Source organism: Methanobrevibacter thaueri (assembly GCF_003111625.1).
Lineage (GTDB): Archaea > Methanobacteriota > Methanobacteria > Methanobacteriales > Methanobacteriaceae > Methanocatella > Methanocatella thaueri.
The window spans coordinates 144,903-164,786 of the sequence record NZ_MZGS01000024.1 but is presented as its reverse complement, the minus strand read 5'-3'; the positions used below and the strand labels follow the sequence as shown (position 1 = coordinate 164,786).

Genomic DNA, 19,884 nt, shown 5'->3' with positions numbered 1-19,884 from the left:
TTAATGAATTAGTTTTCAAATTCATTAATTAATTTTTGAGCTTGTTCCCAATCGTTATGGTCATCAATCTCGGTCCATTTAAGTCCGTTTGTCAATACAAAATCAATAGGACTGATGGTGCTTAATGGTTTGTATGCAAAATCGTAATAGTTTTGCTTGTCCTCTTCCATTAAGTCTTCAAGTATCTCATTGAATTTGACAATGTCGCTTGATGAAACTTTAGACACTCCGATGAATTCGCCGGTGGAACTTGGAATGTCTATTCCTTTTCCAATTTCCTTGATTGTTCCGTTAGCGATGGTATTGTCTTCATTGAATGTTTCATTTTCAATAATTAACTTAAATGATTCTTCATTGAGGTCTTTGAAATTATCCACAATCAAACTGGTATTTTCCCTTTCGGCAATTCTTGTGATGATTTCAGGATCGACAACATTGTCACCATTGATTAATATGAAATCATCTTTTCCGTTGTCTTCAATGTATTTGCTTGCTAAGTAAGTTGATACTGAAGTGTTGGTGGTGTCATAATTTTCATTTTCAATGATTTTAACCTTTATATCATATTTTTCTTCAAGGATTGGTGCAAATTCAATGACCTTCTCCTTATTGTATCCGACAATAACGATAAACTCGGTAATGTCTTCGTTCATCAGGTTTTTAATCATTCTCTCAAGCAATGTCACTTCATTGATTTCAAGCAATGGTTTTGGCTTGTCTTTTGTAAGGGGCATTAATCTTGTACCCATTCCAGCTGATAATATTACTCCAATCATAAATAATCACCTTCTATTCAATGTTCTCCCATAATTTGTTGAATGCCTTAATAGGAGCTATTCTTTCAATAATCACATCATAAACAAAATTCACGATTTCACTGTCAATATTGTTATTCTCACAAATGTCTCTCACTGCCCTGATTGAGTTTTTACCTTCAAACACGATTCCGCTGGCTGCTTCATCAATAACCAGTCTTTGGCCATATAGGATACCCAATGTATGATTTCTACTTTCAGATGAGGTGGAAGTCATAATCAGATCTCCAAATCCACAGTATTCATGCGCGGTATCTGAATTTCCTCCAAAGGATTCAATGATTTCAATTGTGTCCTTAAATCCTCTTGTCAGGATGCTGTATCTTGCATTTTCGTTAATGTTCATTCCTTCACATATTCCATTAGCTATTGCATTGATGTTTTTCAAAACTCCGCACAGTTCAATCCCTTTGATATCATCAATTATTTTCACCTTGAACTGTTTGGTAGACAATACTTCCTTTACTTTCTGGGAGTTTTCCGCTTTCCTTGAAGCAATATTTGTAATGGTCGGTTGATTTAACATTATTTCTGATGCAAAGTTAGGTCCTGACAGTGCAACATAGTTTTCATCAAAGTATTCTGATATCAAATCACCCATTGATTTCAATGAAGGGTATTCGATTCCTTTTGCGGTTGTAACAATAATTGTCTCTTCTTCAAGCACTTCTTTTAGGTTTTTTAAAGTTTCTCTAAATGCTGAAGAGGGTATTGCTAAAAAGATTATGTCGCATTTTTTCAAATCGTTAATATCAGTTGTAGCCTTAATATTTTCATTTAATTTGTTATTGGGATAATATTGAGTATTGTATCCTGTATTGTTGATATCATCACATAAATCCTGTTTTCTAACATGTAGTAATAATTCATCCACATTTTCGCTCATCGTTTGGGCAATTGCAGTACCTAATGCACCCGCACCAATGACGCCTACATTCAATGCCATTAAAACACCTACATTCAATGATTTTTATTAATAATTTATATTATATTAGTATTTATTTTTTAATGATTCTTTAACATATCGTTTTATAAACTTGTCCAAATCAGGGGAGACTTCACTTTTTTCAGGGCCTAATTGTGATTTGTCGGTGAATGTTCCTTTTAGTTCACGTCCTGCCCATTTAACTTCCTCTTCAACTCTTTTGCCGTATTTTGTTGCGAACATCTTGAATAATGGGAATTTGGTTATTCCATTTGCTCCACTCAATATCAATATTCCGATATTTGCCAAATTGTCAATCCATGTTCCGCAGATTATTTCAATGTCTGGGAATGCTAGCCTGACTTGTGCCACAACTTGGGCATAATAGAGTGATGCAGGCTGTGATGAGTTTGCATAAATGGTTTCTTTGTGAGGATTCAAGGAGTAAAAAATCACCCTGTCGATTTTGTGATCTTTAATGTAATCTATGATATAGTCAACATCTTCCAATGTTTCGCCAAGACCTAAAATAATGGTTATTGCTTTTTTAAATCCTAAATCATCTGCGGTATCTAACATATTGCTTATGTCATCTAATTTTTTAGATGGACAGACTCTCTCATGGATTTCAGGATTTGCAACCTCAACGGCACCTGTTATTCCCTTGATTTCAGAGCCATATTCTCCCAATTCATCTGTTATTCCTGTGTTCAACCAGACTCCATCTCCGGTGATGTCCTTTATTGTGGTTGCAATTTCCTTTATTTCCTGGGTGCTGAAGGATTCGTAACCTCCGGAGAGAAACTCAATATTCCAGTCAAGACGTTTGCACATTTCTGCTTCTGCATAAATATTGTATATGTTTCTTCTTGCTTTTGTCGGGTCTTTTATTTTGTTTTTTTGCGTTGACATGTAGCAGAATGCGCAGTCTCCCTTGTCGCACCACCATGATAGGAACACAGCTCTTTCAAGCGTAATTAGATTGCCATGCCTGTTGAGCGTTGTGTCATTAGCTTTTTTAATTAAGTCAAATATGTTAGAATCCATGTTGGTATCTTTGTTTCTTAAACTTTATATACTAGTTTAAATTAATTATTGTATAGATTTGATTTTTTTTAGTCAAATTAGTGGAAATACCAAAAGGTTTATATAGTGGGTAAACACAAAGTTATTATTACTGTTTAAAGTCTTTTGATATTTAATCATGGGTTTTATTTGGTTAAGTCCGATGGGTGTCTTATGCCATCGTAGCTCAGTAGGTAGAGCGTTCGGCTGTTAACCGATTGGTCACAGGTTCGAGTCCTGTCGATGGCGCTTTTGGGCCCATAGCTTAGCCAGGTAGAGCGTCCGGCTCATAACCGGAAGGTCATGGGTTCGAACCCCATTGGGCCCATGTTAATTGAAATTCATTTGTATTTGTATGCTCCGGTGGTGTAGTCCGGCCAATCATTTCGGCCTTTCGAGCCGAAGACTCGGGTTCGAATCCCGGCCGGAGCATTTTAAAACTTTTGTTAAGATTTTTAATGGTTTCTATGTATCCTTTGTTTTCATAAGCGGGGGTGCCCGAGAGGCCAAAGGGGACAGGCTTAGGACCTGTTGACGCAGGTCTACCAGGGTTCAAATCCCTGCTCCCGCATTTTAACAATTTCATTTATTTATCAAACTGCCGGGGTAGGGTAGGTGGTCATCCTCCGGGACTGTGGATCCCGGGACTCGGGTTCGAATCTCGGCTCCGGCCTTTATTATTATACTTTTTTTGATTTCAGAATACTTCCCAAATGCTCTCTCCTTTTGTTTATATATCATTAAATCAAACTATTTAATTGAGGGTTTAAATGGCAAAGAAAGGATCAGCAGAAGAAAGAGAATTAGTTCATAAATTATGGGATAGGAATTTTGCAGCTATGAGGGCTCCTGCATCAGGGGGAGCTACCAAAATACCTTTGCCTGATGTGATAGCAGGAAACGGCAAAATATATTTGGCTATTGAGGTTAAAACAACTACAAAAGATAAAATCTATATTGAAGAGGATCAAATTTCTTCTCTTTGCGAATTTTCAAAAATCTTTGGCGCAAAGCCATATATTGGAGTAAGATTCAAATACACCAAATGGCTATTTTTAGAACCTGACAGTACTCCTAGAACCAAAAATGGAAATTATAAGGTTGAAAAGGATTATGCGCTTGAGAAAGGGTTTGAAATTGATGAAATAGCAGGTATAGATAAGCAGATGAAATTTGACTAATTGCAAATATTTATATATTATTAAAATGTAATTTATGATTGTATGTTATGTGGGGTTATGGTGTAACCTGGCATCATCTGGGACTCCAGTTGTCTTTGAAGAAATATACGCGTAACTGAACAGTACTTGTTGTGATGAACAATTGGAGTACTGAGGCAAGAGAAATCCCAGGATCGGGGTTCAAATCCCTGTGACCCCATTTTCTTATAAAACTTTTTTTTCAAAACTTTTAATTACTTTCTTGATTATATTATCTTTCATGAGTTCCATTGTTTTTATTTTAGGCTATAATTATGATTCAAATTGTTATCTAATCAATGATAATATACTCGTGGATACTGGTGCGGGCCATAATAAGGATTACTTGTTCTCCAAACTTCGTGAAAATGGCGTTGAACCTGAGGACATTGAATTGGTGGTCAATACTCACTGTCACTTTGATCATATTGGGGGCAATCATTTCTTCCCTGACGCCAAGGTTGCCGTCCATAAGTTCGATGCGATTTCCATTAAAAACGAGGATACCCTAGGCACTTCCATGTCCGCTTTTGAAGGTGTTGACAACTCCAGGGTGGACATTGAACTGGAGGAAGGGGATAAAATAGCCGATTTTGAGGTAATTCACACTCCAGGCCATACAAAGGGTGGAATTTGCTTATGGGATGGTGAAAGCATAATTTCAGGAGACACTATCTTTGCAGGTGGTGGAGTCGGTAGAATGGACATTGGCGGAGATTATAATGACATGAAAAACAGTGTCCGCAGGTTAACTGAGCTGGACGTTAAAAACATTTATCCTGGCCATGGTCCAATAGTGGAAAATAATGGAAAGGAACATATTAGAATGTCCTATTCATTATTATAATTATTTTTCTAATTTTTTGGTAACTTTATTCAATTTTCCTCTTTTTACAAGAAGTGTGATTTTTTCTCCACGTGCGATGGTGTCATCAGGTTGTGGAATAGCTAATTTGCCGCTTTTATAGGTGGCAATAATGATATAATCTTTATTAGGAGATATTTCCTTAAAGCGTTTTCCAACTACCTTGTCATTAGTTATTGTCATTTCATGGATTTCAGCGTCACCTTCGCCGAGTGTAGTCAATTTCACAACAAGAGGATTGGTTACGACTTGCTGCAATTGTTTTGCGGCGGTTATTTCTGGACTGATTACCTCATCAATTCCAACCTCTCTGAATGCCTCTTCGTGGTCAGGGTTACTTACACGTGCAATAATTCTTTTAACATCATATTTCCTAACTAGAATGCATGAAAGCAGGTTTGCCTCATCATTTCCAGTGGCTGCAACGAAAGCGTCAGCATCATCAATGTTTACTTCTTCAAGCAATTTGGAATTTGTACCATTTCCATTGATTACAAGCGCATCTAAGTCTGTTGCCACTTCATTACACAATGTTTCATCACTTTCAATTAAGGTAATGTCGTTTCCTTCTTCACTTAACAAGTTTGCAAGGGTTAGACCAACACGGCCTCCGCCCATTATAATAATGTACATAAAATCACCTAACTAACATTGTTATTCAATATTAATTATAGTATACATATTATCTTTTAAATATTTCGAAAAATGTTCTCAGTGTAATCAATACCGGATATATTTCCAACCTTCCGGTCCACATGTTAAGTATGCTTATGGCCTTGAGTGCAGGATGCAATGCATTGGTGATGACTCCACTATCCAAACCGTTGTTCCCTTGAAGGGTGATTACGCTGAACAGACTTTTGAATGGGTCATATCCGAACAGACAGAATAATGCCCATGTAAACATTATGAACATCATGTATAATGTAATGAAGTTACCTGCCTGTGCAATGGCTTTTTCAGGAATCTTTCGCCCATGAAGTGTAACTGGCACGACTCTTCCTTCAGGAGACAGGATTTCTCTGATGTGGCGGTATATTCCTTTGAAATAGGTAATCATACGCACGAGCTTAATTGCACCTACAGTGGATCCTGTTGAACCACCGGTCAGCATCAGACACATCAGGCAAACCAGAACAAATGGCGGCCAGTTGCCCATTACAGGTGCAGGGACAATTGTTGCTCCTGTTGTTGTGATTGCTGATACGACGGTAAACAGCAACTCCATTGGGACGATAGTTGAAGTAAAATAAAGAAGCAATGTAACGCCCGCAATGGCTGAAATTATTATTTTGAACTGCAAATCGTTAATAAGTGACCTTCCCCTAGTTTTGATGACCTTGTAATGGACCATAAAGCTTGTAGCACCAAGTATCATAAGGACTATTGTGATGAAATAGATTATGTCACTATTGTAATAGGCCATATTCGCGTTTTTAATTCCCATTCCTCCTGTGGAAATTATGTGGAATGTAGCACATATTGAATCAAAAATTGGCATTCCCGCAAGCAGATATAGGATTATTCCGCCAACGGTATAGATTATATAGATTTCTATGGTCTTTTCAAGGGTGGTTTTTACACTAGGTTTCAAACGTTCTTCACGAGCTTCGGACTGGTAAAGTGTTGATGATACAGAACCTGGTCTGGTCAAAACGCTTATGACCATAACTACCACTCCCAAACCACCAATCCACTGTTCGAATGCTCTAAAAAATAGTATGCTGTGAGGTAATATCTCAACATCGTTGAACATTGTTATTCCGGTTCCGGTAAGTGCGGACAGGCTTTCAAAAACACCATCAAGAAGAGGGATATGTGTGGCAAGGGTAAAGACAACCCCTCCGATGATTGCAGCCCAGATCCACGCAAAGGAGGATATGATCATACCATGCTTAAGACGTATCTTCTTGTCGGCATAATCCTCAAAATATTTCATCAGGAACAGTCCGCTGAATCCGGAGATTCCGGCGGGAATAACAAAACTGATTACATCAAACTCAAAATATATCAAATCGAACACTAAGGGGATTAGACACATTATTCCAATCCCAATCATCAGCATTCCAGAGTTTCTGGCTATAATCCTCAAATCAGTTTTAGTAATATACCTCATTATTGTAATAATTTGAATAAAATTCTATATAAATTTATAAGTATTAAAATCCATAAACTATTATTAAACTATGGACCGCAAAACATTATTTTTTTTAGGGATTAGCATACTTATTTTAGCTGTCATGCTCTACTTCATAGGTATTGATGAGGTTGTAGAGGCCTTAAAGTTGGCCAACATTAAATTAATCATTATAGCTATTGTAATTCAGTTTGTAATCTTCTTCCTATACACATTGCGTTGGAAAGTCCTCAACGACCTTGCGGACATTAAGACCAGCGTCAGGAAAACGCTTCCAATACTGCTGGTCGGTCTTGCAATCAACAATCTCACCCCATCAGGACGTGGTGGAGGAGAGCCTGTGAGGGCATATCTCCTATCTAAGGAAAACGGATATCCGTTTGAAGAGACATTTGCGACAGTTGTGGCAGACAGGGCATTGGATACTTTTCCATTCGTTGTTTTGGCGGCAATCACAATTGCAGCAATGGCTATTTATTTCAATGTTGACACATGGCTATTGATTGTGATGGTTTTGGCAGTGATTGCAATTGTCGCAGTATTGATTGTACTTATTTACATGTGCATCAACCCAGGATTCGGTAAGAGGGTTGAAGGATGGATAATAGCACTTGTCAGAAGATTCTATAAGAAAAATTCAGATGATCTGGAAATGAAAATTCATGATGCGGTCTTCGGATTCCAGGAAACCATGAGACTGTTGATTTCCAATAAGAAGGTACTGTCCTACACAATACCTTTGTCCTTCTTGGTTTGGATTATGGAGATTTTAAGGGTTTATTTCGTATTCCTTGCATTCGGGGCTCAGGTGAACCTAATCGTAATCGGTGAAGTATTCATCGTAGCCTGCCTTGTGGGTATGATTCCACTATTGCCTGGAGGATTAGGTGCTGTTGACGGTATGATGATTCTGTTTTATTCAGCAGCAGGAATATCCACATCCGTCAGTGCGGCGGCCACTGTTATCGAGAGATTAATTTCATTTTGGATGCCTACAATCCTGGGATTAGTCATCTTGCCTCACTATGGTTCATCAGTCTTGGATAAGGCGACCGGCTCTTCATCACCTGATGAAATTAAGGAATCCCTAGAGGACGACTCAAAAGACGACGGATAGATTCTATGACTAATGCTTCCAAAAGAATTTTTTATTTTGATGCCCTAAGGGCTTTTGCCATTCTTTGTGTGGTTCTGCTTCATGTCACAGGCCACCTTGGGGAAATGATGAGCTATGACATCCATACGATTTATTCCTTCAGCGGATTTTACGAGACTTTCGCAAACAATTTCTTCAGAATAGGCGTTGATTTGTTTTTGATGCTTTCCGGAGCGTTGCTTCTGGGCCGTGATTGGGACATCAAAGGATTTCTGTCCAAAAGGATTCCCCGCATTGTAAAGCCGTTTGTATTTTGGTCAGCCGTATTCACAGTCTTGCTTGTTGCGGCGTCTTATTTCATTCCGAGCGTAGGTTTTGTTAAGAGTTTTGGAATAATGGGCATTTTGAGGGTCTTCTGGAACACTTTGATGTGCAAGGCACCTGGTTCGGCGGTTTACTGGTTCTTTTGGATGATGCTGGGCGTGTATCTGACAATGCCGATATTCAACAAGTGGATCAAGCATGCGGAATTGTCCGAACTGGAATACTTCCTGGCCATTTGGGTCATAACAACACTGTTCGATTACACGCTGATGATTGAGTGTCCTGTAAAGCTGTCCTATTTCATAAGTCCGATGGGTCTTGTGGTTTTGGGTTATTATCTGCGATACACTGAAAGGAAGGTGTTCAACAGCAGATGGATTTCCTGGATCTTGATATTGCTGCCTTCCATTGCAATGCTTGCATATTCCTATATGGTGGTTGGCACTTCCATACTGTTTGAATTCCATAGGTATTCCATTCTCGTGATTATTGTGGCTATTGGGGTCTTTTGCCTCTTTAAAACAAGCACAGCTCTAAACAGCATTCCAAAATCAGCTAAGGGAATCATAACCTCCATTTCAATATGCAGTTACGGCATGTATCTGATTCACAGTCAGATGATTATGGTAGTTCGCAAAATCCTGCATCTGTCATTCAACTTCACAATCGACTATCTTATACTGTTCTTAACAGGATTCGTATTATCTTGGATTATAATCTATATTTTAGCGAAAATGCCAATTCTAGATGAGTTCATCGGTGTCAAATGACTTTTTGAAAATCATGTTTCCTAGCTAAAATAGAAAACTTTATTTTAATTTATAATCATAAATTTTATTATCACAAAAAAATTATTTTTTAAAAAAATTTTGGTGAAATTATGGAAATTAATGGCGTAGAAATACAAGACACCTTTGCTGAAGGTTTTGGAATTAAAGTATCTAGATTGATTATTACTGCAGCTACTAAACATTTAGCTAAAATTGCAGCTACTGAAGCTACTGGATTTGCTACTTCAGTTATTGGATGTCCTGCAGAAGCAGGTATTGACCAATACATTCCTCCAACTGACTCTCCAGATGGAAGACCAGGTTATGTAATCATGATCTGCCACATGTCCAAAAAAGCTTTAGGCGGACAAATCATGGACAGAATCGGACAATGTGTTTTAACCGCTCCTACTGCAGCAGCATTCAATGCTTTAGAAAGTGAAGAATCCTTCCCAACCGGAAAACAACTCAAGTTCTTCGGTGACGGATACGAAACTGAAAAAGATGTAAACGGTAAAAAAATGCACGTAATCCCAATCATGTCTGGTGAATTCTTAGTAGAAGACGAAATGGGATGCAAAGATGGAGTAGCTGGTGGAAACTTCTTCATTATGGGTGACAGTCAAATGACATCTATCGTTGCTGCTGAAGCAGCTGTTGATGCAATTCACGCTGTTCCTGGTGTGATCACTCCTTTCTCCGGTGGTATGGTTGCTTCTGGTTCCAAAACAGGTTCCAAATACTCTTTCATGAGCGCATCCACCAACGAAAAAGAATGTGTAACTTTAAAAGACCAAGTTGAAACTGAATTACCAGAAAACGTATTCGGAAACATGGAAATCGTTATTGACGGTGTTGACGAAGAAGCTGTTAAAGCTGCTATGAAAGCAGGTATTGAAGCTGCTTGTCAAGTACCTGGTGTTATCGAAATCGGTGCTGGTAACTACGGTGGAAGCTTAGGACCTTACCAAATCCACTTACAAGACTTATTCTAGAGAATTTCATATTCTCTACTTTTTTACTTTTTTTAATTAGAAAATTTTTATAATATCATTTTATATCCTATATTTCACATAATAATAATTGTCACACATGTCTGTACAGACTGTTATTAAATTAAATATGGGGTCAAATCATGTCAAGTAAAAGATTTTTAATTGTTCCAATTCTACTTTTAATTCTTTTAAGCATCGGTTTTGTTTCAGCATCGGACAATGGCACTGATGAAATCGCTTTAATCGATGAGTCAGTCTCTCAGCCGGTTGATGAAAATTCCCTAAATGATGAAATTGATAATGACATAAATAGCTCTTCAAATATGGGTGTAGATGATTCTTGTCCGATGAGCACTAAAATAGCATCTGAAGACGTCACCACTTATTACAAGGAAAATTCAGAGTTTGTCAGTTATTTGAAGGATAGCAACAATCAGCCGATTTCAAATAAAAGAGTTTCTATTCTCATAAACAGTAAGATATATGATAGAACTACTGATGTTGAGGGCAAAATAGTTTTAAAACTTAATTTAAAACCGGGCACCTATTGTGCAAAGGTTAAATTTGACGGTGATGAGAACTACACTTCAAGTATTGCAAATGCCATTGTTAAGGTGAACAAGGCAACATTGGCAATTCAAACCAAAAATTTCAAGACATATTTCGAATCAGGATTCTATTTAAAGGCAAAAGTCATTAATAAAGTTACCAAAAATCCCGTTCAGGGGGTTAAGGTGGCATTTAAAGTCCTTAAAAACAACAAATATAAGACTTATTATGCAACTACAGACTCCAATGGTATTGCCAAACTGAAGAAGAATTTTAATGTCGGATCTTATAAGGTTGTCGTTTCACTTAAGAAGAATGCATACTTGAAGGCTAAAAAAACCAAGGCAGTCCTGACCATTAAGGAAACTGCTGAAATGGCTTGCTCTTCTTTATATCTTCAGGTGAGCAACACTGAAGCTGTTGCAGGATTTAGAAGGGATGCGACAAATGCAAAAACATTGCACATTGTCAAGTATAAATTGAATGGAAAATTGGCAGTCAAGCAGTACAAGACTGATAGTTACTTCTTCCATTCCATAACCACTGCCGACGGTTGGATGGCAGGAACCGGTGGTTGGGATAATCCGGTTGTAAATCATGCAATCGAAAATCTTGCAGGTAAGATAATCAAGTCAGGAAAGATTACAAAATATTATTTAAAAAAGATTCAGCGCAATGAAAGAAAATTGAATAGTGGTCACTTTTCAATCAAGGCACCTAACGGCAAATATGCCATTGTATGGGCAAGCGGCATAAAGGTGGGCAAACTTAAACCTGGTGAGTTCATCGATGTTCCGAATGCAAGGTCAATGTTTAGGCATGGAACATGGACTAAGTACAGCAATGACCCTGCAAAAGCTGCAATTAAGGTTGCCGCAACAGATTCATTTGGAGTGAACAGAAGGGATGCAACAGCATTCCATTGGAAAGCAACAACTGTTGATGGAAAAACATCTTCAACATTGAAGGTTTATGCCGCAAACGATAACGGTCGTCTTGTTGGAAAAAGCACAGGTCATCTGAAGGACAACATTATCTTCAAGGGCAAGTTCATATCCAAAAATAGTCTTCCAAAAACTCCATCAAGCAAATTCCTTGGAACATATAAGTTTGGAAGCATAGATAAGCTGATCAAGACACAGACAACAGTCAAGGCTTCAAAACTCAATACAACTCTCAATGAATCCAAAACATTTGAGATTACTGTCAAGGATAAGAAGACTAAAAAGCCAATCAAGGGTCTAAAGTTAAAATTAAAAATAAAAAACAAGGTCTATACAATCAAAACCGATTCGAAAGGAGTGGCTAGATTCAATCCAAAATCCCTGGGAATAGGAAACTATAATGTTTTGATTTATTCAGGAAACCTCAAATACTTTGTTTCAGTTAAAAGTACAATTATCATCAATAATTGTACTTAATAAATTTCTTTTTTTGTTATTTCACATATCTCTTCGTTTGTCAGATTGATTCCGATGATTTTCTCTTGTTTTTCCAGATCCTTAACCAATTTATCAAATGTGATTTTATCTGGCCCAGATATTAAATGTGAGTGAACACGGTTTGTTGTTTTGTATAGATTTGTCAATGCATGTCTTTCATCATCATGTGTGTTTAGATGATTCATGAATCTCTCACCGTCATCGATTTTCATAGTTTTTATTTGACGTGTAAGAGGGGTTTCGATTCCAGGCAAGTGATAGTCAATGTTTTCCAGGGTACAGTTATGTTTGCTGATTATCTTAAACTCGTCAAGGATTTCATCAATCTCATGTTGGACAGTTATTCTTAGAAGATGAGGTCTTGTGGACTCGAAATACATGTCATGTCCTCCACTTAACTCTGGGGATACGATTTTATCCGCTCCGGCTTTCCTGAGTTTTGATATGTTTTCCATTTTACTTGCTCTTGTCACAATCCATGCATCAGGATTGATTTCACGTATTGTAAGCACGATAAATAGATTATCGACGTCATTTCCAGTACATACGATGACACTGCTGCAGTTTTCTCCTGCCAGTTTTGTCACCAAATCGTTTTCAATGGCATCCCTGTTGAGCACCACGACATTGTCGTGCTCTTCAATCTGATTGCATACATCCTCGTCTTTATCAATAACAATAACATTCTGGTTTCTGCTAACCAGTTCTTTAAACACTACTCTTCCAACTCTTCCGTAACCGCAAAGAATATAATAATCTTCCATATTCTCAATTGCTTTCATTATCCTGGCTCCTTTTGAATATTCACTCATTTTTTCCTGAAAACTTGTTAACATCATATTAAACACATATGCAAGCAATGCAACTCCTCCGAGAGCGAGGGTTGTTGCAAAAAGCTTTTGAATTCCTGTTTGTGGGGTCAAATCTCCATATCCGACTGTGGCCATTGTGATTATTGAATAATAAACGGAATCAACGGGATTCAGGCCCATTATATAATAAGATCCCAGTATTCCGTATATGAATAAAATCAGAATTAATATTAGTCCGCTTCCCACATATTTCTGGGGCAATCTTGTTAAAAGTCGAATAGTTATTTTTCTCATGTGATTTTTCCTTTCTTTAAGATATATTATTAACTATTATCCTATTATATATTAAATCCTATCCCATTTGTAGGACAATGAACTTCAAATTTTTTTTTAATTCTCTTGAAAATTTAAGATCACCATATAATGTTGAAATTTTTTTAAAATTATGTTATCTGTGTGTGTTTTTGTTTAGAAAATTTTATTATTTATGAGATGTGGGGGGGTTTGTTTAAAAAAATTATATACTATGTGGCATTTTTTGTTTAAAAAAGTAGGTAATATGTGTGTGTTTTTGTTTAAAAAATTATATTGTATTTTGGAATTTTTATTTAAAATTATATAATATATTGGAGTTTTTTTTGAATATTATATTGTTTTGAAGTATTTTTTTTAAAAAATCATATCATATGGGAATTTTTTAAAAGTTATTTTATATGTAGGGATTTTTATTAAAAATTGTATAATATATTGAAGTTTTTTTGATAATTATTTGCAATTTAAAAATTTTTTAGTAATAATTTATTAGAATTATCAATTTTAATATTTATTACGAATTTTTCAATTATATTCAATAATTTAATATTAAAAAATGAATACTTTTAAATGTAATGACTATGATATATTAAGAATGTTAATATTTTGTAAATTTAAAAAGGAGGAAAAAAATAATGAAGATTAAGCAAACCTTAATATTAATGGCACTGGTTTTGTTTTCATTAATTGCCATCAGTGCAGTAAGCGCTGCCGATGATGTTGCCAACGATACTATTGTCTCTGTTGATAGTGAAAATGAAGCAGTAAGTGTAGATATTGATGATTCAGAGATCATCTCTGCAGATAATGAAGATGAAGTAGTAAGCACAGATGTTGTTGAAAAAGAAGAGGTTCTCAATGAAGGTTTTGGTTCCGGCAAAGGCACCTTTGGAGGTAACGGAACTTTCAATTTTGGAAATATGACTTTTAATATAAATGGAACAACCTTCAACATTGGAGACTTGACAAATGGTACTTTCAGTTTAGGTAACGGAACAACCTTCAATATCTCAAGTTTATTAAACGGTACCTTCAGTTTCGGTAACGGAACATCCTTCAATATTTCAAGCTTTTTAAACGGAACAAATATGACTTTTGATTTTTCCAGTTTCATGGATATGTTCGGTGCTTCTGATAAAATTGAAGCTGATGATTTGACTTCAGTTTATACTCCAACTTTAACCTATAAGGTCAGTGTCAAATCCGGAAATAAAACCGTAACCCAAGGTAATGTTGTATTTACCATCAACAATAAGGAATATGTAGGTCACATCGGAAGTGATGGTATTGCAACCGTGGACCTAAAAGGTTTAAAAGCAGGAACATATTACATTGTTGCAGAATATGGTCAGGCTACAGTGAAAAAGACCATTACAGTTAAAAAAGCAGCTTCTAAATTAACTGCTAAGAATAAGGCTTTCAAAGCAAAAGTCAAAACCAAAAAATATACTGTTACTTTGAAAACTAATCTTGGAAAAGCATTGAAAAAGGTTAAAGTTACTTTAAAAGTTAAAGGTAAAAAATATAAAGCTACTACCAATTCCAAAGGTAAAGCTACCTTTAAAATAACAAAATTAACCAAAAAAGGCAAACATTCCGCAACTGTAAAATTCGCTGGAAATGGATGCTACAAATCAGCTTCCAAATCAGTTAAAATTACAGTTAAATAGATTATATAATTGAATATTCTTAATGTTTTGAGTAAACTAAACTCAAAACCTTTTTTTTGTTTTTTTTTAAAATCTGAAGCATATGCTTTGATATTTTTATTGTTTTTTTAATCAAATCATCATTTAGTTTTTGCAGCATATTCCCTTTGAAAAAATTTAATATTGAATGCAATACAAAATATTGTTGTAAAGACTAAAAGTGTTGAATATTATGAATCCTATTGACATGATGGTTACGGACAATAATTGTGAATATTTAGGTTTATCCAGGCTTTGCCTAATGGAATCCGCAGGCAAATCCTTGGCGGAAGAAGTTGGCAAAATTGCGGTTTACACTTTCTCAAAACCGGTCAAAGTGGTGATTTTCACAGGTTCCGGTGGAAACGGCGGTGACGGTTTTGTCGCTGCAAGATATCTGCTTAACAGAGGCTATGATGTGGATATCTACATGTTAAAGGACAACATTAGGTCTCCCTATTCAAAGACCAATCTTGAAATACTGCAGAACATGAAACCAAGACTGTCACGCTTAAACATTTACAACCTAAAGACATTGGAGGACATTGACAATTGTGAAGTTGCAAAAAGCAATGATTCAGAATATGTGATTGTCGATGGACTTTTGGGAACCGGAATCAATGGAAATCTTCAGACAAACATCAGAAGAGCAATTGAAATCATCAACGAATCCAAAGGCGTGAAGATCAGTGTTGATGTTCCTTCAGGAATGGATCCATTGACCGGAGAGATAAGCGATTTGGCGGTTGTTCCCGACTACACAATCAGTTTTCATAAAATCAAGACAGGAGTAAGGGAAGCAGATGAGGAACTCGTTGGCGGATTGGTGACTGCAGATATTGGAATTCCATTTGAAGCGGAATACTTTATCAATTACGGTGATTTTTTAAGGCTTAAGAATCGTGACTTGTCATCCCATAAGGGAAACAATGGAAGGCTATTGGTCATTGGAGGTTCTAAGGATTATTCAGGAGCTCCTGCCATTGCGGGAATGGCTGCGATTGGCGCAGGTGCAGATCTGGTGTATGTTGCAAGCCCCCAAAAATCTGCCGAAGCCATTAAATCAACATCACCTGACCTGATTGTCAAATCATTGGACGGGGACAAATTATCCTTAAATCATTCTCAAGAGATTTTGGAGCTTGCCGATAATGTGGATGCAGTTTTAATAGGTCCGGGAGCAGGTATTGATGAGGAAACCTCAAAACTATTCAATGTTCTGGTTGCAAAAATCAAAAAGCCTATAGTTCTGGATGCGGACGCATTAAAGCAAGTCGAATTAAAATTAATTGAAAGCCGTGACGATATCATTTTAACACCGCACATATTTGAGTTCAAGTCATTTTTCAATGTCACTGATGAGCTGAAGTTGGATTTGGATTCATATGACTTCAATCATGTCGATGAAAACATCACCCAATTCCAGAAAATCACCCGTCAAATAAAGGGCACCGTCATTGTTAAGGGTCAATATGATTTAATTTTATCAGGTACCAAATTCAGAATAAACAAATCAGGAAATCCTGGCATGACTGTTGGGGGAACAGGCGATGCACTTGCAGGCATCACAGTCAGTCTACTTTCACAAGGATTAAGCACTTTTGATTCCGCATGTCTTGGAGTATTTATCAATGGACTTGCAGGCGATGAGGCTTACAAGACTAAGGGAAACGGTTTTTCAGCAACCGATTTGGTGTCCTACATTGGTAGTGTGATGAAAGATGGATTATGTTAAGGGAATCTTTAAGAACCGTCCGAATAGGTTCATTGCTGAAGTAGAGGTTGAAGGCAAACTTGAAATTGCTCATGTGCCAAATACGGGGCGCTGCAAGGAGCTTTTGGTTGACAATGCAGTTGTTTGGCTCAAGCCATCGGATAATCCCAATCGAAAGACCAAATTTTCACTTCATTTTGTAGAAAACAAGGGGGTTTTGGTATCACTTTACTCCCAGCAAGCCAATAGCATTGCATATGAAGCAATCATAAATGGCAAAATAAAGGAACTTTCATGTTATGATTTCCATCAAAGGGAGAAAACCGTCGACAACTCAAGAATAGATATATACTTGGCTAATGAAAATGAGGAATGTTACGTTGAGGTGAAAGGTGTAACCTTGATTGTTGATGGTGAAGCAAGATTTCCGGATGCTCCGACAGAACGTGGAGCAAAACATCTAAAGGAACTGATGAAGCTTAAAAAACAAGGCAATAGATGTTGTGTGTTCTTTTTAATTCAACATCCGCTCGGCAAGTTATTCAGGCCGAATTGGGAAAATGATCCGGTATTCAGCCAAACTTTAAACGAGGCATATGAATCCGGCGTTGAAATATTGGTCTACAGATGTGACAACCAACTGGAGGGCATTGAATTGATTCCAGAATCACTTGACTTCGATTTGGGACAAAGTCTCTCCGATGGCATCGTTAATGACTAGACTTGCCAAATCGTCATATGGTGTCTCGCTTTTATTAATCAATACTAATTTATTCCCATTGAAGTAATTAATCAGCCCTGCAGCGGGATAGACCACAAGTGAGGTTCCTCCGATTATCAGGGTATCGGCATTCTGAATGTAGTCGATTGCAAAGCTTAAGACGGCATTGTTCAATGGCTCTTCGTATAAAACCACATCAGGCTTGACGATTCCACCACACTCACATCTGGGAATTCCCTCACTTTCCATGATATAATCCAATGAGTATTTCTTATTGCAGATTTGACAGTAATTTCTGTGAACGCTTCCGTGAAGCTCCAATACCTCCTTGCTTCCCGCCTTTTGATGAAGTCCGTCAATGTTTTGGGTTATCACAGCCTTCAGCTTTCCTGCCTTTTCAAGTTCCGCCAGTTTAAAGTGAGCGGAATTTGGCTCGGCATCCCTGAAGACTAGGGTATCCTTGTAGTATTCGAAGAACTCTTCGGTATGGTCTAAGTAATAACTGTGTGAAACCAGGTTTTCCGGTGTGTCTCCGTATTTTTCCAGGCTTTTAAAAATGCCGCTTTCAGACCTGAAGTCAGGTATTCCGCTTTCTGTTGAAACTCCTGCCCCTCCAAAAAACACGATATTGTCTGAAATGTCGATAATTTCTTGTAATTCGTTGATTTTAGACATATTATTATGTATATTGTTTATTGATATTAATATTTCCCCAAATTCAAAAATAAAGTTTTAAATAAAATATTTGATATAGTATTATTATTAATTTGTTAATAAAATTGATGAGGGAAAGCTATGGAGAACAATGATTCGAATCTTGACTGGATGGTTTACTGGTCGCTGCCTAAGTACAATCCGAGAAACAGCCAAATCAGACTCATCAATGAAATTAATTTTGCAATCAAGAAGGGCTTCAAGTACATAATCCTTGAGGCTGGTACCGGTATAGGCAAAAGTGCGGTCGCCACAACCATTGCAAACATGTATGAGGATTCATATATCCTTACAATGACAAAACAGCTCCAGGAACAATATCTGGATGACTTTTCAGACATGCTGGTTGAGATTAAGGGCCGTGGAAACTACAAGTGCAACTATACGGGCAGCTGTGACTTCTGCATCAAAGCGGAGTATAACCTGAGAAGGTGCAGTGATTGCGAATACAATCTGGCTCTGAATAAGGCCAAGCAATCAAAAAACGTATTAACAAATTATGATTATTTTTATTATGCAAGCGTTGCAAGCCCTATTCTTGACCCTCGTGAATTGCTGATTTTGGATGAGGCTCATAATCTGGAACGCAAGATGCTGATGCTGTCATCATCCGAACTGAATAGGGAATACATTTCAACCAAATTCGGTATTGACATATTCGAGCCTCTAATGGTTGCCACCAACTCAATCAATAAGCTCAAGAAGGATTCAGATTATTGGATCAGGTTGTGCGATGACCTAATCAAGGAATGCAACAAGAGAATCAAGAAAATCGAGGGGGATGCCAACAAGTCTGTCCAGGTCACCTTGGATGAGTTTGAAAGCGACCCTTCAAAGTATTCCAATTTTGATTATGTTGAAAAGCAAAACCTTGAGCAGGACATGAAGTCCTTTGCGGCAATCACATTGGGTTTGCAGGCTAATGAACTGATCATCGACTTGCCTGAAAAGGAGGCAATCCTAAACAATCAGATGGACATTTCTGCGGAGTTCAAACCGTTTTCCGTTGTGGATGATACTCAAAAGCTATTGGATTTGGGTAATGTCTGCATTTTCCTGACAGGAACACTTGGAAGCAAGGACAAGTTCTGTGAATGGAACAATATCAATCCTGATGAAACCTATTACATCTATGAGAAAAGCCCATTCGATGTTAATAAAAGACCAATCTATCCTGATTTTGCTGCCAGACTAAGCGGCAATCATGGCAAAAATCCAAATTGGAAAAACAAGAGGGCCATCATCAAGATTAAGGAGATTTTGGACAAACACCCAAACGAAAATGGAGTTATCCATACATCAAGCAATGAACAGGCATTTTGGATTATGGATAATCTTAAGGGGTATGATTTCCTTTTTGTCGGTGGGGAGAACAGAAATCAGGTATTGAGGCAGTTCAGTGAATCCAAGGACAACATAGTTCTCATAGGTGCGTCTGTAAAGGACGGTGTTGATTTCAAGGGGGATTTGTGCAGGTTCCAAATCATGTTCAAAATCCCATATCCGCAATTGAACGAGCAGGTCAATTATCGTAAGGAACAGGATCCGAAATGGTATTATTATCAGGCGGTCATGGCTTTGATGCAAGCCTACGGTAGAGGCATCAGGGATAAGGATGACTGGTGTGTGATGTATATTATCGATTCCAGTTTTATGGAACTCTTTGATTATAATCGTGGATTTTTCAATGACTATTTCATTGAAGCGGTTCAAAAAAAGAAAGAAAGAAGATAGTGTAAAA

The 19,884-nt window shown here is 37.2% G+C and carries 17 protein-coding genes and 6 tRNA genes; 16 read left to right on the top strand and 7 right to left on the bottom strand.

The window, feature by feature from the left end; all coding sequences use genetic code 11:
* Window positions 1-8: 8 nt before the first annotated feature.
* The 3 genes from MBBTH_RS07665 to MBBTH_RS07655 are packed head-to-tail and all read right to left on the bottom strand — an operon-like array spanning window position 9 to window position 2,787.
* Window positions 9-776, bottom strand: coding sequence for a phosphocholine cytidylyltransferase family protein (locus tag MBBTH_RS07665; RefSeq protein ID WP_116592462.1), 768 nt, complete (start codon window positions 774-776; stop codon window positions 9-11).
* Between the two features lie 13 nt (window positions 777-789).
* Window positions 790-1,761 carry an NAD(P)H-dependent glycerol-3-phosphate dehydrogenase gene (locus MBBTH_RS07660; protein WP_116592461.1) on the bottom strand — a complete coding sequence of 324 codons (972 nt, stop codon included), beginning with the start codon at window positions 1,759-1,761 and terminating at the stop codon, window positions 790-792.
* 45 nt (window positions 1,762-1,806) lie between these two features.
* On the bottom strand, window positions 1,807-2,787 hold the full coding sequence (locus MBBTH_RS07655; RefSeq protein WP_116592460.1) for a radical SAM protein: 981 nt from the start codon (window positions 2,785-2,787) through the stop codon (window positions 1,807-1,809).
* A gap of 194 nt (window positions 2,788-2,981) precedes the next feature.
* On the opposite strand from MBBTH_RS07655, the gene MBBTH_RS07650 reads away from it, so the two are divergent.
* From MBBTH_RS07650 to MBBTH_RS07615, 8 genes are all read left to right on the top strand, one after another.
* Window positions 2,982-3,054: transfer RNA gene (locus MBBTH_RS07650), tRNA-Asn, on the top strand.
* 5 nt (window positions 3,055-3,059) lie between these two features.
* Window positions 3,060-3,133 (top strand) — tRNA-Ile (locus MBBTH_RS07645).
* A gap of 29 nt (window positions 3,134-3,162) precedes the next feature.
* Window positions 3,163-3,237: transfer RNA gene (locus MBBTH_RS07640), tRNA-Glu, on the top strand.
* Between the two features lie 56 nt (window positions 3,238-3,293).
* Window positions 3,294-3,376, top strand: a tRNA-Leu gene (locus tag MBBTH_RS07635).
* 29 nt (window positions 3,377-3,405) lie between these two features.
* Window positions 3,406-3,478: transfer RNA gene (locus tag MBBTH_RS07630), tRNA-His, on the top strand.
* A gap of 97 nt (window positions 3,479-3,575) precedes the next feature.
* Window positions 3,576-3,986 carry a Holliday junction resolvase Hjc gene (gene hjc / locus MBBTH_RS07625; RefSeq protein WP_116592459.1) on the top strand — a complete coding sequence of 137 codons (411 nt, stop codon included), beginning with the start codon at window positions 3,576-3,578 and terminating at the stop codon, window positions 3,984-3,986.
* Between the two features lie 51 nt (window positions 3,987-4,037).
* Window positions 4,038-4,185, top strand: a tRNA-Trp gene (locus MBBTH_RS07620).
* A gap of 60 nt (window positions 4,186-4,245) precedes the next feature.
* A complete protein-coding gene (locus MBBTH_RS07615) occupies window positions 4,246-4,851 on the top strand; it encodes an MBL fold metallo-hydrolase (RefSeq protein WP_116592458.1) in 606 nt (201 codons plus the stop codon).
* Here MBBTH_RS07615 and MBBTH_RS07610 read toward each other — a convergent pair whose 3' ends face one another.
* Both MBBTH_RS07610 and MBBTH_RS07605 read right to left on the bottom strand, forming a co-directional pair.
* On the bottom strand, window positions 4,852-5,502 hold the full coding sequence (locus MBBTH_RS07610; RefSeq protein ID WP_116592457.1) for a potassium channel family protein: 651 nt from the start codon (window positions 5,500-5,502) through the stop codon (window positions 4,852-4,854).
* 49 nt (window positions 5,503-5,551) lie between these two features.
* The gene (locus MBBTH_RS07605) at window positions 5,552-6,985 is read right to left on the bottom strand and encodes a TrkH family potassium uptake protein (RefSeq protein ID WP_243409765.1); all 1,434 of its coding nucleotides are present in this window, start codon (window positions 6,983-6,985) and stop codon (window positions 5,552-5,554) included.
* A gap of 70 nt (window positions 6,986-7,055) precedes the next feature.
* Here MBBTH_RS07605 and MBBTH_RS07600 point away from each other — a divergent pair, with 70 nt between their 5' ends.
* From MBBTH_RS07600 to MBBTH_RS07585, 4 genes are all read left to right on the top strand, one after another.
* On the top strand, window positions 7,056-8,123 hold the full coding sequence (locus MBBTH_RS07600; protein WP_116592455.1) for a UPF0104 family protein: 1,068 nt from the start codon (window positions 7,056-7,058) through the stop codon (window positions 8,121-8,123).
* 5 nt (window positions 8,124-8,128) lie between these two features.
* Window positions 8,129-9,196 carry an acyltransferase gene (locus MBBTH_RS07595; protein ID WP_116592454.1) on the top strand — a complete coding sequence of 356 codons (1,068 nt, stop codon included), beginning with the start codon at window positions 8,129-8,131 and terminating at the stop codon, window positions 9,194-9,196.
* A 110-nt stretch (window positions 9,197-9,306) separates the two neighbouring features.
* Window positions 9,307-10,191, top strand: a complete 885-nt coding sequence (fhcD, locus tag MBBTH_RS07590; protein WP_116592453.1) for a formylmethanofuran--tetrahydromethanopterin N-formyltransferase — start codon at window positions 9,307-9,309, stop codon at window positions 10,189-10,191.
* Window positions 10,192-10,331: 140 nt separating this feature from the next.
* Complete coding sequence (locus tag MBBTH_RS07585; protein WP_116592452.1) at window positions 10,332-12,161, top strand: hypothetical protein; 1,830 nt, start codon at window positions 10,332-10,334, stop codon at window positions 12,159-12,161.
* Here MBBTH_RS07585 and MBBTH_RS07580 read toward each other — a convergent pair.
* Window positions 12,158-13,288: an NAD-binding protein gene (locus MBBTH_RS07580; protein WP_116592451.1), complete on the bottom strand. Its 1,131-nt coding sequence runs from the start codon at window positions 13,286-13,288 to the stop codon at window positions 12,158-12,160. The genes MBBTH_RS07585 and MBBTH_RS07580 overlap by 4 nt on opposite strands.
* A 653-nt stretch (window positions 13,289-13,941) precedes the next feature.
* On the opposite strand from MBBTH_RS07580, the gene MBBTH_RS07575 reads away from it, so the two are divergent.
* From MBBTH_RS07575 to sfsA, 3 genes are all read left to right on the top strand, one after another.
* The gene (locus MBBTH_RS07575; RefSeq protein ID WP_116592450.1) at window positions 13,942-14,976 is read left to right on the top strand and encodes an Ig-like domain-containing protein; all 1,035 of its coding nucleotides are present in this window, start codon (window positions 13,942-13,944) and stop codon (window positions 14,974-14,976) included.
* Window positions 14,977-15,187: 211 nt separating this feature from the next.
* Window positions 15,188-16,729 (top strand): NAD(P)H-hydrate dehydratase, encoded by a 1,542-nt coding sequence (locus MBBTH_RS07570; RefSeq protein ID WP_116592449.1) that lies wholly within the window; start codon window positions 15,188-15,190, stop codon window positions 16,727-16,729.
* A complete protein-coding gene (gene sfsA / locus MBBTH_RS07565) occupies window positions 16,716-17,429 on the top strand; it encodes a DNA/RNA nuclease SfsA (protein ID WP_116592448.1) in 714 nt (237 codons plus the stop codon). The genes MBBTH_RS07570 and sfsA overlap by 14 nt, the downstream gene beginning before the upstream one ends.
* On the opposite strand, the gene MBBTH_RS07560 is transcribed toward sfsA, so the two are convergent.
* Window positions 17,376-18,104, bottom strand: coding sequence for an NAD-dependent protein deacylase (locus MBBTH_RS07560; RefSeq protein ID WP_116592447.1), 729 nt, complete (start codon window positions 18,102-18,104; stop codon window positions 17,376-17,378). The two genes, sfsA and MBBTH_RS07560, sit on opposite strands and share 54 nt — an antisense overlap.
* Window positions 18,105-18,224: 120 nt before the next feature.
* Here MBBTH_RS07560 and MBBTH_RS07555 point away from each other — a divergent pair, with 120 nt between their 5' ends.
* Window positions 18,225-19,877 carry a helicase C-terminal domain-containing protein gene (locus MBBTH_RS07555; protein WP_116592446.1) on the top strand — a complete coding sequence of 551 codons (1,653 nt, stop codon included), beginning with the start codon at window positions 18,225-18,227 and terminating at the stop codon, window positions 19,875-19,877.
* Window positions 19,878-19,884: the final 7 nt, after the last annotated feature.